Source organism: Nonomuraea sp. NPDC059194 (assembly GCF_042754765.1).
In the GTDB taxonomy this organism is placed as follows: domain Bacteria; phylum Actinomycetota; class Actinomycetes; order Streptosporangiales; family Streptosporangiaceae; genus Nonomuraea.
Genome location: NZ_JBHZBH010000023.1, coordinates 29,569 through 47,032 on the forward strand (window position 1 = coordinate 29,569; position 17,464 = coordinate 47,032).

A 17,464-nucleotide genomic window follows, 5' to 3' on the forward strand; every position below is an offset into this window, starting at 1 on the left:
CCATCGAGGTGTTGAAAGGGAGAGCCCCGAGCAGACGTGCTCGGGGCTTGAGGGTTAGAAGCCCTTGGAGTCGATACGGGCCGACAGGTAGGAAGCCACCAGGTCGGCGTCAGCGCGCTCCCGTACTTGCAGGTTCTCCACATGCACAAGCGACCCGCCCCGGCCGCCGCCCGACTGACCGCCCGCCGCCGCCTTCTCGGCTGTACGGCTGAACGCCTGCGCCAGCGCCATCTGTGGCGACATCTGCTGAGGAGCCGACACGCGCGACGTGTTCACGGACGCTGACACGCCAGGCATGCCGCCCGCGTACGCGTCACGAAGCTGACCGCCCGGCACAACCGTGGGAGACGAGCTCCGCGTGAGCGTGTGCCGGGCACCCAGCATCGAGGCCGTATCGGACAGCAGCTTGAGAGCTTCGTCCCGGTAGCGGCGCCCGAGCGGGATCACCACCTCAGGCCCGTCCTCGCCGATCAGCGCACGCGTCGGAGCGGCGATGAATCCGCCCGACGCGAAGGCCACCTCCTTAAGCGACCCGCCCGGCACCTGCATGGCCTTCGCGGCCATGCGGCGCCGGATCTCCGCATCAGACGGGCCCGCCGCATCACCGACATAGCCAGGCGGCGGCTTCTTCTTCATGCGGGCCCGGATCTCCGCGTCCGTGGGCCCCATCGCGTCGCCCGTCTGCACGGGGGGAGGCGAGCCCTTGCGCTTCGACGTGCCAGCCTTACCGCCGCTACCCGAGCGGGATGCGGCCTGGTCGAGCACGGCGGCCAGGTCCTTCACCGTCAAGCCGAGCGCGTCGAGCGCGGCAGACACCTTCGACCCGCTCTCAGAAACCGCAGTACCCATGTCGGTCACCGCGTCGCCGAGCGCCCCCGAGCCCTCAACCCAGCCCGCTGTGAGGTCCTGGCCGACCTCGCCGACACCCACGATCGCGCCCGTGAGGGAGCCAGCCGAGCCGAGCGTCTGATCGAGCATCGTCGTGGCCGACGCCAACGTGGTCGAGATCCCGTAGTTCGCCTCCCGCAGCCCGCCGGTCAATGCGACGGCCTGCTCTTCGGCTTCCCGGTTGAAAAGCTTCAGGCCGAAGTCGTCAGCCACCTGGCCCAGCAAGCCGATGGCCCGCTTCCGAAACGCCTTGTCATAGGGAATGAAGGCTTCGGCATCCCTGCCTTCGCCGTACAAGATCGTGGGCCGCGTGGCGATGTGCGGGCCAGGCCGCGGCCCGGTCGTCATCCCGCCCGAAGCGAAGGCACGGATGCCGCCCGTCTCGTAGCGGTCGATCGCGCCGCGCTCACGGTTCTTCTCGATGATCTGCCGGCGGGAGTAGGTGATCACCTGGTTGACCGCAGTAGTGACGGTCTTGCCGTCCAAGGCGTTGAGCTTGCGCTCGTACTCCTTGATCAGCGCCAAGGCTTCCTTGCCGCCGGGCGTCTTCACGTCCGTCTTCACGTTGCCCGGGATGAGACCCAGCTTCGTGGCCAACTCACCGGCTTCCTTCTTCGAGAAGCCCATGCTTTCGGCGACCTTGACGAAAGCGGCCCGCTGGGTGCCGAGCTTGGCCTCGACCTCAGCCATCGGCGTGCCCTGAGCAACCAGCGCATCCCTGTAGCCGTTCGCCGCCTGGGCCAGGCTGATCAACGCTTGCCGGTTGTCGCGGCCCTTCTGCGTGTTGGTGCTGATCTCCTCGCCGTTGGTCTTAGCCGCGGATGCCGCGTCGTCGAGCGCCTGCTTGTAGCCGATCTCCGCAGTCATCGCGTTCGTGGTCACGCCGATCAGTTGGCCGAGCGACGCCCGCAGGGTGTCGATGCTTCCCGCGGCGGTCGAAGCCTTCGTGCCCATCGTGGCCATCTCGGAGCCGGACGTGTTCGCAGCCGTGCCCGCCTGACCCATCGCCTCAGCGTTGCGCTTATGGACCTCGACGCTGTCGCGCAGCTCGCCGCCAGCGCCGTTCACAGCGAGAGCCAGTCCGCCGAACTGCTCGTTCAAGTAGACAGTCTTGCCGCCCAGATCCACGGCGCGGTGACCTGCAACGCCCTGGGCCTCCGCCGCGGCTGCGAGTTGCCGATTGAACTCTGCGATGGCAGGGGCCGATCCGAGAGCAGCGTCGGTGACGGTCTTGAGATTGAGGCCGATCTGGGATGCCGACTTCAGGTATCCCTCGGTCTCCAGCTTGTTGATCACTTTGGCTCTGGTGTCCGCGGTGATCGCGCCAGTCTGCTTGTCCAGGGTGGACGCGAGGTCCCGCACGTACTGCTCAGCTTCCGCGTGCGCGGACGCGAACAGGCCGATCGCGGTCACACCAGCCGCGAGCGCGACACCCCACGGGCCGCCGCCAGCCAGCAACCCGGCGAAGGACGACAGCTTCCCCTTGGCGCCATCGACGCGGGAGCCGATGTCGCCGATCCGGTCCCGCAGATCACCCCAGAAGGAGGCGACCTGCATCCCGGCCTGAGCCAGCTTGATAGCGACCAGGCCGCCAGCGACAGCCGTCAGGATGGCCGGGTCCATGTCAGCCACGATCTGCGCGAGCAAGTTCAGCCCAGCCATGGAGCCCGTGCCGAGCGGCAGCACAGCCTCGCCAACGTTCAACAGCGCGGCGGCAACGTTTTTGATCAGCTGCCACACCTCGGGCGCGTGCGCCTGGACGTACGCCATGAACTCTTTGAACTGGGGGTTCTGGTCGAGAGACTGCCCCCACTCGCGGAACTTCGCGGTGGCGTCCTCAAGCCCGCCCACGACGGTGCCCTGCCAAGGCAGGAAGGCGTTGATGACGCCCGCGACTCCACCGGCGATGTTGCCGAAGGACCGGCCGAAGCCGAGCACAGCCTGAGGCCCTGCCACGCCGATGTTGGTGAGGAACTCGTTCCAGAACGGGCCGTTCAGCGCCGTCTGCGCCTCACGCCCCAACGTGGTGAAGGAGTTTGCCGTGCCAGCCACGAGAGGGCTGATCTTCGGCAGCGTCGACCCCATCAGCCCGAGCCCAGTGGAGATCGCTGGGATCACCTGAGGGTTCAGGGATCGCTGCCAGTCGAGGTAGACGTCGGAGAACTCCTGCCAGTGCTGCGCCAGCTCGAACTCTTCGGGGCTCAGCTTGCTGTAGTCCTGCTTCTCGACAGCCTCCTGGACGCGCGTCAGCGTCGCAGTCGCAACCGTCCCAAAGGCGGTGACGCCAACGCCCGCAGTCATGAACGCGCCGCCCATGGTGACCGCGGCAGCTCCCAGGCTCGCCACCGTGGGGATGCCTACGCTCAGCCCCGCCAGACCAGCCGACACCTTGCCGATGCCCGCGAGCGCCTCGCGAGTGTCGGCGTCCACCGTGATGCGGGTCCGCTGCCCACGCAGACGCGACACCTCGGCATCCACCGCTGCGAGGTCCTTGAGCGCCTCGCCGATGCTGGCGCGCACCTCGAACGATGCGCCAGCCTCAACCGCCTTAAGCTCCGCCTGGAGCCGGGCCATCTCGGCGAGCGCGTCACCCGCATCAATGTCGATGCCGACCCGCTTCGCCGCGAGCTTCTCCAAGTCCGAACGAAGTTCGGCGACCTTGACCTCGGCCGCCGACGAGTTGGCGTCGATCTCGATCTTCGGCAGCTTCTTGACCGCGTCCTCAAGCTTCTTTCGGAAGCCGGAGGCGGCGCCTGCCGAGTCGGCGAACTGCCTGTTCAGGTCCTTCAGGTCGCGCTTGACGGTGTTCTTGCCTGCGGTCCAGTCTGCGACGGCAAGCTTAAGTCGGGTGGTTACAGTGCGGTCAGCCACGCCCCACCTCCAAGGTTACGAATTGAGCCCTTTGTGGCTGATGCGGCGTTGGAACGTGGCAGGATCACCACTCGGGTTCGGGGGCTGACATCACTGGAGGCTCTGCCATGCTCTTGCGTCGATTCGCCGTCGTAGCCGCCGCCGCATTGGCCCTGTCGGCCTGCGGCCAGCAGTACGACGAAGCCGCCCACCGCGCCGCGTTAGAAGCCAGCGCCGGCCACCCAGTCAAGGACTGGGCCGCCTACCGGCAGACGGCTCAAGAGGTCTGCGAGCAGAGCGAAGAAGCTTTCGGCTACAGCGGGGCGCTAGCCAAGGATGGCGGCACGTTCGAGCAGTTCCAGATCAACGTCCGCCACCTGTGCGCAGATCGGCAGGATGAGGTCGAGGAACTGATCGCAATCACCTCGAAGGACTACTGCGCTCCCCCGCAGACCGAGTCAGACAAGCGGATGTTCGAGGCCATGGGCTGTCCCACCCCGACCAGCTGACCACTACATCCTCTTGCGAACGTGGAAAAGGCGAGCGGGATCCGGATCTTTCACGTACTCCTTCTGCCTGGCATGCAGCGTCTCGCAGGCGTAGCAGCGGCTCGGCAGGGGCGCCTCGAAAGCTCCCTCGTTCGCCGGGTCGGACGTCTCGTCCAGCGGCAGGCCGCATCCGTTTGGGCAGCGGCCAAGGTCCTCAAGACGCTGAGCTGACGCCCAGTCCCGGTCTTCTTCCAACCATTCCGGGTCGTGCACAGTGATGGCCCGCACCAGGCGCCCCTGCTTGTCATGCTCGTAGGTAGTGACGGAGACGCGCTGCCGTCCGAGCAGGACGCTTCTGGGCACCTGGTAGGCGCGGGCAACCGCTAGCTCGTCCTGGTGCTGGACAGAGTCACGGAGGCGAGTGCGGAGAAAGGGACCTCGCCGCTACCTCCGTTCAGCTCCAGGATGGCGTTCCACAGCGTCATCCACTGGCCCTGAGTGAGAGCGTCGACGAGCCTGCCCGCCTTCTCCTCGGCCATCCGCGGCTTCACTGAACACGCGGCAAGAGCCGCCACCGGCAGAGTGTCGCGGTTGAAGTCAACGCCCGCGCTCGTGTCCTGCTTGCGGGCAGGATGCTCCTTGACCAGGTCGGACCATGCCTTGCGGGGCAGGGCGCGCAGCAGGAACACACGGACGTGGCCCTGCATCTCCGCTCGGAGCGCCTCGATCTCCTCTGCGATCCGCCGCGCGTCGCCACCACCGCCAGCCAGCGAGTCACTCTCTGGCCTGCGGCGGGCGATGTCGAGTGCCCGCTCCAGCTCCTCAAAGCGAGCCTGCAGATCGCCGCGCATGACGATCGGCACCTCGGTCTCGGGCAGCTTGAGCCCGTCGAGGAATGCGTCGATGTCTTCGACGTAGGGGGTCTCGGACATCAGGCCACCAGCGCATCCGGGTCGGCGGTCGTGTGGTTGAACAGCTTCGACGTGAACCGCTGCGCCGCGTTCAGCTCGGGCGGAAGCATGTTCGGGCGACCGCAGCGAACCGGGTACACCTCGACGCGCTGACCGGCGACGAACGTCGTCTCGTGCGCCAGGTTCCGGCGGACGACCAGGTAGCCGAGCGTCCGGTCCGTGAGGGTGTTCCAGGCGACGTCCTCAGCCGAGACTTCCTTGCGCTTGCACGTCAGCTCGATCGAGTACTTGACGGTGCCGGCGTCCTCGGTCTCGTCGCGGGAGGCCAGGGACGTGTTGTCCACGGCGGCCTGCTCGGGCGAGATGCCCAGGCCGTCCTTGGTGATGTACTCCTGCAGCGCGACACCCGCGTTCAGTTCGGCCGCAGTCGGAGCGGACACGTTCGCGATGGTCAGGCAGAAGTAGGCGGCGACGTTGCCGTCGCCCAACAGATCGGCAGCCATGGGTTACTCCTCGTCGTTCTTGGCCGCCGTGCTGCGGCGCGTGGTCTTCGGGATTTCGACCGCCTCGGTGGGCGGGCTGGCGGGCTCGACGAACACCGCGTCGGGGGCGGCGTCGATCGGCTCATAGTCGGGGAAGTGCCTGAGCGCCTCGGGCGCGACCTCGGTAACGAGACCGTTCACCTTCGACCGGACGCGGATCTTCGGGCGGGCCATCAGATGCGAGCCGCCGCGAACGTCACGCTGGTGACTGACGAACAGACGAACGTGACCAACCGTCCATCGTTTGGGTCGCCGTACTCCGGCAGCATCGGGATCCACTGCTCGGCGCCGGTCGCCAGGTTGTAGACCTTGTCTGGCATATCTACGGCGTAGGAGGTCTGGCCTGCCCCGGACACGGTGACGGTGATGGCGCCACCGGACCCGTTCTTGACGTGGATGAACGTCCGCGAGTCGGAGAGAACCTTGTCTCCGGTCGTGACGGTCGCGGGGTGGTAGGTCGGCGTGACGCCGCCTACCGTGATCGCCTGTGCTGTGCGGGTAGCCATGGGCTCCTCCAGGGCATGCCAAAGAGCCCGGCCACCAGGTGGTGTCGGGCTGGTTACGGGTGTGGGTTACGTGCGGTCGCTACGCGCGAGGTACTGGGCCGTGGCGATGAAGTGCGTCGTCGACTCGTCATCGCGGCGGACGGGCTGTGCGGCTTCCTGGCGGATCGGCCGTACCCTGCGCCCCGCCACGGTCGGGACCGTGGTGAGCAGGATCGTGGCCACCTTGTCGGCGACCAGCGCAGCCTGATCAGGCGTGGTGCCCACCGACGTCACTTGGAACCTGAGGTCGTTCGGCACGTCATCGGACAGAGAGCGGTCGGACGCCGACTCCATGCCGATGTCCGGGTACAGCACCGCGTACGGCGTAGCGGCGTTCGTCGGAGCTCCCGCCCAGTAGATGCCGATCGTGGACGGCAGGCCAACGTCGATCATCGCCAGGATGGCGTTGACCAGCGGACGCGACTCAAGCGGGGCGGTCACAGCAGCTTCTCCACGAGCTTGTCGACCGCGGCGTTGAACTCGGGCTCGACCGCGACTGTCGCCTGCGCGCCGTCCAAGTGGGGCGGCTGGTTTCGGCTGCCGTACTCGAAGCCCCTACCCATGCCGCCCTGCGGCAGCGCTGAGTCCGGGCCGACCTCCCACTCGGCGGCCGAGGCGTTGAAGATCTGCTCCGCAGTGATACTCCGCGGGTAGTGCTTGCCATGCGGGGGCGCCGTGTCTCGGGCGTTCTCCCGCCAACGCTTCTGAAGCTTGAGCGCATACTCCTTCACCAGCGGATACGCGCCCTCGGCTACCTTCCGCGCCCGGTCTTCGATCTCATCGCCGATCGGGAGGAGTTCGGAGAAGTCGAGTTCGGCGTCGGCCATCACCCCTCCTTGTCCTCGACGAGGATCCGCCTCGCGGTGCTCGTGCCGGCCAGCGAGACCGCGATGACCTCGAGGTGTCGCCCGATCAGCCACGCGTCATCGCTTGCGGTGACGGTCAGCCGATCCTCCCGGCCTATCTCAGGCGATGCGTCCCACGGCAGCACAGCCACGTACGAGTGCAGGGTGACCTCGTGCTCTCCCCACTCCGTCTCCGAGGACGACCGGGGCTTGATCCGGCAGCGGCCCGAGTAGACCGTGATGTACGGCTGTTCGAGCTGGCCGGTCTCCTCGTTGAGGACCGGGTCGCCGTCCTGGCGTTCCACCGTGCAGGTGTCCCGCATCAGCTTGAGCGCTGCGGTACGGCCTGCGGACAGGACTCCCTCGACGCTCACCGCAGCCTCACCATGTAGGCGGACGGTGGATCGCCGAGGAACGCACGGAGCTGACTCTCCTCGCCTTCGAGAAGGCCAGAAGCGGACTCAAGAGAGTCGGTCGCGTAGGTGACCTGGTAGTCGTCGATGGACTCCGACCGCACACCCGCCTCCATGCCGCCGCTGGTCGGCGCCGAGCCGAGCCGTGCGGCGACCGAGCAGACAAGCTCCAGGAGTTCATCTGGGATGGGGGCGAATCCGTGCGTGTAGGTGACGTTGACGTCATAACACCACGGGATGCAGGTGACGCGGTCGTAGCCGTCCCACCTCCACCCAGTCAGGGTGGAGCCGCCGTCCTCAGCGAGCTTCGCGACGGTGGCGACGGCGGTGACAGGCGGGCCGGGCAGCGTGACCACCCCGCCATCCACCCTGAGGCGAACGGTCGAGGTGGTCTCGCTGATCTGCTGGCCCGCGGCCCGGCGCAGCCGTACCGACGCCCGATCCAGCAGCTTGCTCTCCTCGCCGGCAGGCAGCGTGTAGCCGAACCGAACTGCGTCGGCTGCTGTCGCGAGCGCCGCCACGGTCAGCTCGCGATGACCAGCGGAATGGTCCGCTTGAACGCCGGCGTGGCGATCGTCGCAGGCGCCGTGGTGGTGAGAGACGAGCCGGAGGTGACGGCGAGGTTGTTCTCACCGGACAGGACCGGCTTGGCCCCCATTGCACCCATGAGCGTGGGCGGAGTGCCAGCGGCCACCATGACGGCGGCCCAGTAGATACCGGAGGTCACGACACGGTAGGCGGAGGCCAGAGCCAGCGTCTTCGCCGTGTCGGCCGCCCACGCCGCGGTGAGCTGGTCGGCGGTCTGCGCCAGCAGCGCCGGAGTGGACGCCGTGGAGTACAGGGCGAACCAGTAGTTCGTCGGGGTCGCGGCAGCGGTGCCGCCGGAGATGAACGTCAGGTTCGTCACCAGGTCGCCCGCCGACAGGTACAGCGGAACGGACGTCATCACGCCGGAGGTGAGCGCGGCCTGGTCACCGAGCGGCGCGCGAGGCAGGTTGGCGCGGTGGAACACGGCGTCCTGCGAGGGGCGGCTGGCGCCGCTGGACAGCCAGCCGAGATCCTCGCGCACGAGGCCGGTGTAGCGGCCGTGAACGGTCACTGGTCTTCTCCTTCGTCGCTGGCGAACCGCTCGACAAGCTGGTCACGCGTGAGCTCTTCGGCGTCGGCCTCAGCCATGCCCTGGGAGACCGCGTAGGCGACCCACGCGGCCTTGGATGCGGACTTGCGTGGCGCGCTGTCCTGCTCCTCGACAGCCTGCGCGGCGTCCTCGATGGGGTGGACGCCGTAGCCCTTACGGCTGAAGTAGGCGAGCGCCGCGGCGTTGTCGGTGACGCCAACGCCGTCTGCGAAGACGACGCCGGCGATCTCGCCGCGGAACTCAGGTTCCGGGGTGGTGATCTGGTACCGCATGATCAGGCCACCTTCACGTTGCGGAACACGCCGCACGCCTTGGTGTTCTTGAGGACCGCGGCGACCGGGCCCATCTCGACCTCGCCGGACTTGACCGCGCCGGCGGTGGAGAAGTCGGGCATAACGGTCTGCACCAGCGGGCTACCGGCGACGCTGGCGCCGTGGAAGGCGTCCAGGCCGAAGCACACGGCGTAGATGTCGGTCAGGTTGGTCTGCGTGGTCTGGCCGCCGCCGCCGTCCGGGTCGCGGGACTCGATCGGGATGATCGGCCCGGAGCCGTCCGTGGTGTCGCCGATGTCCATCAGCACCCAGTCGCCGTACCGGTCGATCTGCCGGCCAAGGTCGTCCTTGGTGGAGGTGTACATCGACGCCCACCGGGCCAGCGCCCGAATCCGGGTGATCGACTTGGTGTTGCCGATGATGGCCTTCACGCCAGGCGGGAGAGCTCCAGGGGTGCCCTGGTCGCCGCCACCGACCTTCGACGGGACGATTCGCGACAGGAAGTCGTCAAGCTCGTCCAGGCGCGAGTTGGCCTCGGCCTGCGTGTCGACGGTAGCCATGGACCAGTCGGCCCACATGTTGGCGCCGCCCGGGAAGTACTCGGTGCTCGCGCCGGTGAGCAGCTTGTCCAGACCGTCGAAACCAGCAGCGTCCACGGCGGTGTCGCCGTTGATCAGCTCCTCCTGGATGCGGCCCTGCACAGCGGTGAGCAGCTGCTGCATCTGGAAGGTGACCTCATTCGTGGCCGCCTGGCCGAGCCGGGCCAGCGCCCGGTCGATGGAGAACGCGCCACCGAGAGGCTTCAGATCCACCGAGTACCGCTGCCTGGCCGCCTGGCCGGTCGAGTACTCGGTGTTGAACTGGCGGAACGCCGCCGTACGGGCGGTGGTGAGCCGCGTGTAGCTGTAGGTGAGCGAGCCGCCGCCGGTGCCCGGGGTGACGGTGTCGTCGAACACCATCTGGTCGAGCAGCCAGCTGTAGCGGCGCAGGTTGTCGATGACCGCGTAGTCCACGTCGGACTGGGTGTTGACCTGCGCCTGCGCAAGCGTGACAGGCATGTGTTTCTCCTAGATCAGGAAGGCGAGAGTGCCTTGGTGACTGCCTCGGTGAGGCTCTTGGATCGGGTCGGCTTGTTCGGCTTTGCGCCTCCGTCGCCGGAGCCCTTGAATCGCTTGCCGTCGCCTTGCGCCACAGCTAGGTAGGGCTTGTTCTTCAGGAGGTCTTCGATCGCGTCGGCGACCTCGTCAGCGTCGACGTTTCCGTCGGCGTCCACCTCGAACTTGGTCAGGTCGAGGAAGCTGAGTGCGTCGCGGGGGTCGGCGAGCTTGCCAGCCGCGGCTGCTCGGATCTCCGCGCGGATGATCCGTTCGTTGGCCTTGGCGAGGGCTGCCTGCTCGGCGTTGCGCTGGATCTCTTCGACGTCCGGCGCGTCTTCCTGAGCGTCCGGCTTGTCTTCTGCCTTCGGCTTGGAGCGCTCGGCGGCGCGACGCATCTTGGCCAACTCCGCCTCGGCGGCGTCCGCGCGAGCCTTCTCGGCGCGGGCCTGAGACGCGGCGGCCTTCCGCTTCTCCTTCTCAGCGGCAAGCGCCTTCTCCCCCGCTGGGCCGAGCGGCTTGTCCTTGTCGTCGGACTCGTCCTCGTCGCCCTGCGACGTCTCCTCGGTCGACTCCTCTTCGCCAGAGTCGTCCTCGTCGTGGTCGTCGGAGGCACCGAGGATCGGCCAAATGGGTTCGCCGTTGCGGCGCAGCCCGAGGGCCTTCAGGCCGGTGAGCGGGTGGAAAGGAAGGTCGATGGGCATGCGAACGTCTCCCATTGCGGGTGAAGGTGGAGCCCTCACGTTGCGCGAGGGCATGCGAAATGCCGGACTGGCCTAAGGCTGGCCCGGTAAGGATCAAGTGGCGTTACTCGCCGAGGAGTTCCCGATAGTCGGGGTCGTCCCAGGCGTCGCCGTGCTCGTCCATGTCGAGAAGTTCCGGTTCGTCGTCGAACCCGCTCGGAGGGAGAGGCGTACTCACAACACCACCCTGCCCCGAACGACCATCTGCGCGCCATCCTTCACGACCTCGACGACCTCGAACCGTGCTCCAGCGTCGAGGACCATCTCCCACTGGCCGGGATAGCCGGACAGCTCATCCACGTAGGCGACGGGCAGCCCAGCCGGAAGTGCGAGCTCCATCCGCACCGGGAACTGTGCCAAGTCGCTCATGTGGTGCGGGTCGGTGTGCCCCGTCTTGGCAACGGTGGTCGACATGAAGCCGCGCTCCTGCACCATCCGGCCGACCAGGTTCGTGAGGCCTTCCGCCCGTGTCCGGTTACCTCCGAAAGCGTCCGGAAGCACATACCGGTAGACCGTGATCGGCTGCTCGAGAGGCCGCATCGCCGCGTGCATGTCAGCGATCGCCTGCCGAACCTCACGGCTGGGCGCTTTCACCCGGCGGCCCTTCCGCAGCGGGTTGTTGATCGCTTTGGCCCAGCCGTACGTGTAGACGTGCAACGCCTGACGCTGCCGTTCCGTCCACGGCTGGTCCGCGGTCATGCGGTCATGCATCGACTGGGCTTGCTCGTGCGTGATGCCGGGCGGTGGTACCCAACGCCGGGTCTCAGCCTCACGCTGCGCCTCGATGGCGGCCTGTTGATCGGCTTCGCGGGTCTCGGTGACGCGTGAGCGGCGCTGCACACGCGAACTGTCCAGGTAGCCGAACCGCTCCAAAAGCCGGATCGCCTCGTCGCGGTTGCCTCCTGCAGCCTGCAGGATGGCCTCGGGCATGAGCCTTGGCGTCCTGACCCGTTCCCGGGTGACGCGGCGCTGCTCTGGGCCGGATCTGGTGACGCGAGTGGCGAACTCCTCCGCAACCCGCTGGGTGCCCGCCCCTTGCTCGATCAGGCGGCGGCCTGCGATGCCGCGACGAGTCGTGCCCTCCGTGGTGATGAGAGTCTGGCGTCCGAACACGCTGGCCTGTCGCATGCCGCGGCGTGCGTTGACGACCTGCCCCATGTCAGCGCCGAGCCTGATCGACTCCGCGCCAGCCTTCCCGAAGCGGCGATCCTGTTCCTCGGGCGACATCGACTCGAACAGCTCTTCAGGCGACGGAACCGTCACATCTTCGCTGGTCACGGGCATCATGCCGCAATCACACGAAGGATGCCGTTGGAAGCCTGTCGAGTGGGAGTAGACCCGCCCAGCCAGGATGATGCAGCGCGAGCATGCGGGCAGGCTCACCACCCGCACGTACGAGACCCACTGGCGGGTCGCTGTCATCCCGACGCTGACAGCACCACGGCCCGCGTCGGCCACCTGTGTGGCGGCGATCATCGCCATGTGCGCGGTCGCCCGGCTCATCGCGTCCTGCTCGCTGAGCCCATCCATGAGAAGCCGCTTGAACAAGATGATCGGCTGATACATCAACGACGCCAGCTCACGCCCATCCGACGCGACACCCGCCAGCGACCCAGGAACTAGCTGCGACGCCTGCGACACGAAGCCCTGCGCCTGCGCCAGCTGCTCCAGGTAGGCCGGGGCTGCGGCGGCGGCCTGGAGTTGGGCCCGCGTCATCATCTCGACGATCGACAAGCCCAGGCCCGCGTTCCACGACCCGGTCAGGTCGTCGTTGTTAAGGCGCCGCCACAGGGCGAGGACCGACGCGAGCGCAGCCAGGATGATGCTCTTCTGCTGCTGCTGGTAGCTGCGGGCGATGTCCTCAGGACGCGCCATCGCTACACCTCGGCAGTCTCGACATCAGGCTCGGCAGGCTCCGCCTCGGGGCGTTGCATGGTGCCGTTGAGCATCTGCGCCATCGGGTCGTCTTCGGCTTCCTTCTCGCGCATCTTCAGCACTCGGGCGACCTCGTGAGGTTCGAGCCCGTACTGCTCGGCGATCCACTCGAACGGGAAGCCGATCTGGCGCATCTTGACGAGTGCATCCACCTTCTGCGCCAGGGCGCGGAACTGGATGTCGCCCCACACGACCGTGCCTGCCCGGCACGCCTTCGCCTTGTTCTCGTCGCTTTGAACGAGGGCCATCAGGGCGTAGATCTCCCGGATGCTGGGATCGACGTAGACGATCCGCTCGCCCGTCTTCGACACCAGGCCCGACTCGGCCGCGGTGAGCGCCTCAGCGGCGATGTTCGTGAGCTTGCCGATCAGGTAGTGCGGCGGCGTCCTGGTCTGTGCGGCGATGTGCTCGACTCCGCGCTCGATCACGTTCGAGTAGGAGGCGAGATCCGCTGGCGACCACTGCGCGATGCGGGCATGCTCTCCCGGCACCCACAAGATGCGCTCGGCGTTGAGCTTGTCCAGCTCGACAGGCCTGTAACCGGCGACCTGGCCGTCAGCGTTGAGGATGGGCACCTTGGGAATGTCGGCGCCCAGCACGATCCGCTGAGGCAGCGACGCGTAGTCCAGGGCGTTCATCAGATACGCCCAGATCAGGTTGATGGCGTCCTGCATCGCGATGACACCGTCGATGTCGCTGATCGGGTCATCGTCCAGCAGCGTCTGATTGCGCAGCTCAACCATGGGGACTACGCCCATGGGGTTCGGCAGCGGCCAGACATCATCAGAACCCTGTCGAGGCTTCCAGCCGCCCCATGCCGATGCGTTAACCAGCCCCTCAGCGGGCACGATCAGTCCAGCAACCGACCGGCCGCTCGTCGAGGACTTCGACCGCTGGAACTTCCACACGGTCTTGGCCTGGTAGAGGGTGGCGTACTCCTTGGTGTCATCAGCCCACAGCTTCAGCGCCGCGGACCGCTTACCGGTGTCAGAGTCGTAAGCGACGATCGCCTGATCGGGCCGCTCCCATGTCACCCGCGGGACATTCTCGTCATCAGAGTCGGCCCACACCAGGCAGTAGGACCTGGACGCGGCCAGCGTGGTCACAAACGCCTCAGAAGATCCCCGCTCAGCGTCCGCAGTCTTCCACGCCCTCGACAGGTCCTTGTCCGCCTTGCGGGAACCCTCGTCCAGGCGGATGCCGAGCACGTTCATACGCTCAGCGGGAACGGCTACGACGGGGGCGCACCAGTTGTCGGCGAACCCTGCGAACCGGCCCGCGAAGTAGTCCCTAAACTCAGGGCTCGCGTAGCACAGCGGATGCTTGCCGCCGTAGTAGTCCAACCGCCGCCTGACGACCTTGCGCCGCTTGTCGAGCTCCTCAGCGAGCCGGTTGAGGATCGTCGTGGCCGCGATCGCGTCAGCGGTCATCTGGATCTCGGCCACGCTTCACCTCCTGGCAAGTCGAGTGGATGACGCGGTGTACAGAATCGATTCGGTGACCGTGAATAGGCCTGCGGCGGTGACGTCTCCGGCGGCCTCGTGCGCGAGCACAGAGCAGACGGCGAGGTCGATCTTCTGAGTCTGGGACGGCTTCTCCAGCACGTACCGCTGGCCCGGCCTCGGCGCCTTGCGTGCGTTCTTGATGTGGATCGCGGTCTGCGAGCAACCGTCGTGGGAGAAGGCCGACTCAGCTTTCACCACGTCGGTCAGCAGCCGCTCAGTGGCCGCGTGCATCTGCATCGGCCGGAACGTCGACCATCGCAACACGACCTTGTCGCCGTACTTCTCCACCCACGCGTCGATCTCTGACGCCCAGCCGGGAGGGTCTGCGTACATGCGGACCACCCGATAGCGGGCCATGAGCTCGTCCAGAGCGGCGGCCACTTCAAGCCGCGGCACCTGGCCGCCGAACTCGGCGGGGTTCCAGATGGTCGGCAGCTTGTCGGGGCCGTACGTCGGCGTGAACTGGAAACCGTCCGCCGTCTCCGCCCTCAAGCCCGTCCAGTCGTCGCTGTCCGAGCCGTCGAAGCCGAGCACGATCGGAACGCCGTCTGGCACCACGCGGTGTTGGGCGCGAGCGTCCCAGCGGTCGCCGTCCAGCCACGCGCCCGAGCCGTACACGATCCGGTTGCCGAAGAACCGCTCGGCCTGCGCCGAATCAAGCTCGGCCAGCTCGGCGACTTCGGCCTCGATCATGTCGACGCTGGCGTGCGGTGAACCGGCGTAGTTGAGGCGCAGCAGCTTGCGTCGTTCCGCCTTGTTCTTGAACGACAAGTTCGGCGGCGGCGGCTCATAGAAGCGGAAGACGTCCTTCGCCTTGCCCTCGAACGTGCGCTGCGCCGTCGACTGCTCAGACGGGTCGAAGCAGTTCGTCGTCTCCATCGACCTGCCGCCCATGCCGGCCGCGCCGCGACGCATCGTCTCGGCGACCTTCACCAGCTTGTTCGTCGCGTTGTACAGCTGCGACTCGTCCTGTAGGCAGAAGATCAGCGGGTTGCCCAGCCGGGACATGGCGCTGGAGGTGACAACCTCGATGATGCCGTCGTTCGGCAGCCGGATGAAGCCCTCACGGACCTTCATCAGCTCCGACAACCGCGGACCCTTCGCCATCGCCTGCAAAGGCCGGTACACGTTGTCGACCTGGTCCTCGGACGTGGCCAGCAGCTGGATCAGCGGGGTCGGCCATGGCATACCCATCGGCTCACCCGGCCGATACGTGTAGCTCCAGCCACAGCCACAGCCGTGATCAGCGCACTCGTAGACGTCGCCGTCCTCGGCCCAGCCGGCGAACACCACCGGCCCGACCGCCTCGGCGGACACGATCGTCGCCGACCACGGCCCCTTACCGGTCTTCTGCGGAGCGATGACCTGCGAGCGCCGGTAGAAGAACGCCGCACCGCGGGTCGGGACGCCGTTCTTGTCGTACGCCTTCGCGTCCGGCTTGACCCGGTAGTGGTTGAGCGTGCACCACAGCTGCCAGTCGTACATGCGGAACGGGCGGCCCTTGGAGAAGCCGTCCGGGACGATGCAGTGCCGCTGAATCCATGACGGGACAATCCACAGCGTGGGGAAGTCGACGACGTACCGGTCAGCCGCCGCCATTAGTCACGACCGTGAACCGCGACCGCACATCGTCAGCGTCGTCCTCGACGATGTCGTCCTTGTCGCGCCGCTTGGAGGCAAGGTCATCCTCGGCGACCTTCCAGCCGTTCTCCTTCAGTCCGGCCGGCGTCAACCCGATCTGGTCGGCGTAGCGGATGACGACGTTCCCGAGCGCCGCTGAGGCGTCCTGCGCTTCCATCCGCACAGACCAGCGCACCCACATGGCGACCGCACGCCAGCGCCACGACTGCACCGACCACGCCGCCGCCTGAGGCGTCGACCAAGCCTCGGCCCACACCTCCAGCTCGCGGTCGCTCGGCAGCGGCAGCGGAAACTCAGGCGGTGCGCCGTCGTACCCCTCCGCAGGGAGCGCGGTGAACACCACGCCACGCCGATCAGACCGCCCAGACGACTCGTCAGGCTGCGGGCCCGACCTGTTACGGGCACCTCCACGGGCCATACTCGATCACTCCCCCAGCCGCGTTGCGCGGCATCAGGCAGCCCGTCACCTTGCGTGACGAGCCAGAACGTTTGAACCATCCGCACATGGCAGCGACCTCCCCCGCGGTCCTCTACGAATCGGACATAGGGGGCATCCCCCCACCTCTTGGTGACTCAGCGTGCTGCCCATCCGCCCGGCTGGTGCTCGCTGGTCTCGACCTTGTGGTGACGTCCACATAGACCGCGCCCGTGCCTGGGGTCGTTGGGGTCGAGGCCGAGGCGTACCAGTTCCCTGCGGTCTAGTGGGTGGTGGTCTGCGTCTGTGCTGGGCTCAGTGCAGTCAGGCATGGTGCAGATGGGGTCACGAGCTAGGACCTTGCCCCTGAAGCGTGTGCGATGCCGTGCACCGTACCCACGTTGTGATGCGGTGCCTCGTGCTCTGTCTGCTGTGCGCTTGCATCCATCGCACCTACCGCTCGGGGTTAGGACAGGGCAGCGCTCTCCACATCCATCGCATCCTGTGCAGGAGCAGACGGATAGAGCCTTGCTTGCCACGGTCTCACCACCTGCGGTGATTACAGTTCAGCGAGATGCGACCTGCACTGATGCGGCACCGGCACTACTTAGTGTGATCGGTTCTGGTGCGTATTGGAGAAGCTAGGGGCATGGCTCGTACGTCTCGGCGAGCACGTCGGGGGCGATGGGGTAGAACTCGCCCTTCACGCCCTTGACCACCCACTGGCCGTCGTAGACCCGCACCCACGTGTTGTGCAGGGTGTCCATGATGGCGCCGGTCTGGTCGGGGTCGTCGCCGCGATCTTCAGGGTGGACCGCCTCGAACAGGTTGCCTGCGAAGGCGCGCATCTCTGCCTCGTTGTCGCCGGTCCATTGGACGGCTTCGACCTCTACGGGGCGCTTACGGAAGCGGGGCATCAGATCGGGTTCCCGTCGCTGTCGATCTCGTCCGCATGCGCGATGATCCACAGCGGAGCGTACGAGGCCGTCTCGTGCATGTGCGGCGACTCATCCAGCGCGTAGAAAGCGCCGGACTGGCCATGCCAGCCCACCTGGCGAAGGACGTACCGGTAACGACGCCCGCCCTCCTCGGTGTGGACCGCGGTCCTGTTCTCGCCGGGTTCGGAAGCACGACGATACGGGCGGACGTTCGGAGGCAGGTTCGTCACAGGGATCTCCAAGGGGGTCGCAGGGGGTCGAGGTGCGGCCCAGCCCTGACCCCCCGGAGAGGACGGGCCGC

General features: G+C 67.1%; 20 protein-coding genes. 1 reads left to right on the forward strand and 19 read right to left on the reverse strand.

What is annotated here, in order from left to right; all coding sequences use genetic code 11:
- Positions 1 to 54: 54 nt before the first annotated feature.
- A complete protein-coding gene (locus tag ACFXJ8_RS25985) occupies positions 55 to 3,759 on the reverse strand; it encodes a hypothetical protein (RefSeq protein ID WP_379646560.1) in 3,705 nt (1,234 codons plus the stop codon).
- A 107-nt stretch (positions 3,760 to 3,866) separates the two neighbouring features.
- Here ACFXJ8_RS25985 and ACFXJ8_RS25990 point away from each other — a divergent pair, with 107 nt between their 5' ends.
- The gene (locus tag ACFXJ8_RS25990; RefSeq protein ID WP_379646561.1) at positions 3,867 to 4,247 is read left to right on the forward strand and encodes a hypothetical protein; all 381 of its coding nucleotides are present in this window, start codon (positions 3,867 to 3,869) and stop codon (positions 4,245 to 4,247) included.
- Between the two features lie 362 nt (positions 4,248 to 4,609).
- Here ACFXJ8_RS25990 and ACFXJ8_RS25995 read toward each other — a convergent pair whose 3' ends face one another.
- The 18 genes from ACFXJ8_RS25995 to ACFXJ8_RS26080 form a co-directional block, all read right to left on the reverse strand.
- The gene (locus tag ACFXJ8_RS25995; protein ID WP_379646562.1) at positions 4,610 to 5,158 is read right to left on the reverse strand and encodes a hypothetical protein; all 549 of its coding nucleotides are present in this window, start codon (positions 5,156 to 5,158) and stop codon (positions 4,610 to 4,612) included.
- Entirely contained in the window at positions 5,158 to 5,640 is a 483-nt protein-coding gene (locus tag ACFXJ8_RS26000; RefSeq protein WP_379646563.1) for a hypothetical protein, read from the reverse strand. The genes ACFXJ8_RS25995 and ACFXJ8_RS26000 overlap by 1 nt, the downstream gene beginning before the upstream one ends.
- Positions 5,641 to 5,643: 3 nt before the next feature.
- Positions 5,644 to 5,820, reverse strand: coding sequence for a hypothetical protein (locus tag ACFXJ8_RS26005; protein WP_379646564.1), 177 nt, complete (start codon positions 5,818 to 5,820; stop codon positions 5,644 to 5,646).
- 32 nt (positions 5,821 to 5,852) lie between these two features.
- Positions 5,853 to 6,185: a hypothetical protein gene (locus ACFXJ8_RS26010; RefSeq protein ID WP_379646565.1), complete on the reverse strand. Its 333-nt coding sequence runs from the start codon at positions 6,183 to 6,185 to the stop codon at positions 5,853 to 5,855.
- Positions 6,186 to 6,251: 66 nt separating this feature from the next.
- Positions 6,252 to 6,665, reverse strand: a complete 414-nt coding sequence (locus ACFXJ8_RS26015) for a hypothetical protein (RefSeq protein ID WP_379646566.1) — start codon at positions 6,663 to 6,665, stop codon at positions 6,252 to 6,254.
- The gene (locus ACFXJ8_RS26020) at positions 6,662 to 7,051 is read right to left on the reverse strand and encodes a hypothetical protein (RefSeq protein WP_379646567.1); all 390 of its coding nucleotides are present in this window, start codon (positions 7,049 to 7,051) and stop codon (positions 6,662 to 6,664) included. Before ACFXJ8_RS26020 ends, ACFXJ8_RS26015 begins: the two co-directional genes overlap by 4 nt.
- Positions 7,051 to 7,443 carry a DUF6093 family protein gene (locus ACFXJ8_RS26025; RefSeq protein WP_379646568.1) on the reverse strand — a complete coding sequence of 131 codons (393 nt, stop codon included), beginning with the start codon at positions 7,441 to 7,443 and terminating at the stop codon, positions 7,051 to 7,053. The genes ACFXJ8_RS26020 and ACFXJ8_RS26025 overlap by 1 nt, the downstream gene beginning before the upstream one ends.
- Entirely contained in the window at positions 7,440 to 8,003 is a 564-nt protein-coding gene (locus ACFXJ8_RS26030; protein ID WP_379646569.1) for a hypothetical protein, read from the reverse strand. Before ACFXJ8_RS26030 ends, ACFXJ8_RS26025 begins: the two co-directional genes overlap by 4 nt.
- Positions 8,004 to 8,005: 2 nt before the next feature.
- Positions 8,006 to 8,581, reverse strand: a complete 576-nt coding sequence (locus ACFXJ8_RS26035) for a hypothetical protein (protein ID WP_379646570.1) — start codon at positions 8,579 to 8,581, stop codon at positions 8,006 to 8,008.
- On the reverse strand, positions 8,578 to 8,892 hold the full coding sequence (locus ACFXJ8_RS26040; protein WP_379646571.1) for a hypothetical protein: 315 nt from the start codon (positions 8,890 to 8,892) through the stop codon (positions 8,578 to 8,580). Before ACFXJ8_RS26040 ends, ACFXJ8_RS26035 begins: the two co-directional genes overlap by 4 nt.
- Before the next feature lie 2 nt (positions 8,893 to 8,894).
- Positions 8,895 to 9,950 (reverse strand): major capsid protein, encoded by a 1,056-nt coding sequence (locus tag ACFXJ8_RS26045; RefSeq protein ID WP_379646572.1) that lies wholly within the window; start codon positions 9,948 to 9,950, stop codon positions 8,895 to 8,897.
- A gap of 14 nt (positions 9,951 to 9,964) precedes the next feature.
- Positions 9,965 to 10,690, reverse strand: a complete 726-nt coding sequence (locus ACFXJ8_RS26050; RefSeq protein ID WP_379646573.1) for a hypothetical protein — start codon at positions 10,688 to 10,690, stop codon at positions 9,965 to 9,967.
- Between the two features lie 213 nt (positions 10,691 to 10,903).
- Entirely contained in the window at positions 10,904 to 12,604 is a 1,701-nt protein-coding gene (locus ACFXJ8_RS26055; RefSeq protein ID WP_379646574.1) for an ADP-ribosyltransferase, read from the reverse strand.
- Positions 12,605 to 12,606: 2 nt separating this feature from the next.
- A complete protein-coding gene (locus ACFXJ8_RS26060) occupies positions 12,607 to 14,109 on the reverse strand; it encodes a phage portal protein (protein WP_379646575.1) in 1,503 nt (500 codons plus the stop codon).
- A gap of 3 nt (positions 14,110 to 14,112) precedes the next feature.
- Complete coding sequence (locus tag ACFXJ8_RS26065; protein WP_379646576.1) at positions 14,113 to 15,768, reverse strand: hypothetical protein; 1,656 nt, start codon at positions 15,766 to 15,768, stop codon at positions 14,113 to 14,115.
- A complete protein-coding gene (locus tag ACFXJ8_RS26070) occupies positions 15,755 to 16,153 on the reverse strand; it encodes a hypothetical protein (RefSeq protein WP_379646577.1) in 399 nt (132 codons plus the stop codon). Before ACFXJ8_RS26070 ends, ACFXJ8_RS26065 begins: the two co-directional genes overlap by 14 nt.
- A gap of 713 nt (positions 16,154 to 16,866) precedes the next feature.
- Positions 16,867 to 17,073 (reverse strand): hypothetical protein, encoded by a 207-nt coding sequence (locus ACFXJ8_RS26075; protein ID WP_379646578.1) that lies wholly within the window; start codon positions 17,071 to 17,073, stop codon positions 16,867 to 16,869.
- 68 nt (positions 17,074 to 17,141) lie between these two features.
- A complete protein-coding gene (locus ACFXJ8_RS26080; RefSeq protein WP_379646579.1) occupies positions 17,142 to 17,393 on the reverse strand; it encodes a hypothetical protein in 252 nt (83 codons plus the stop codon).
- Positions 17,394 to 17,464 lie beyond the last annotated feature (71 nt).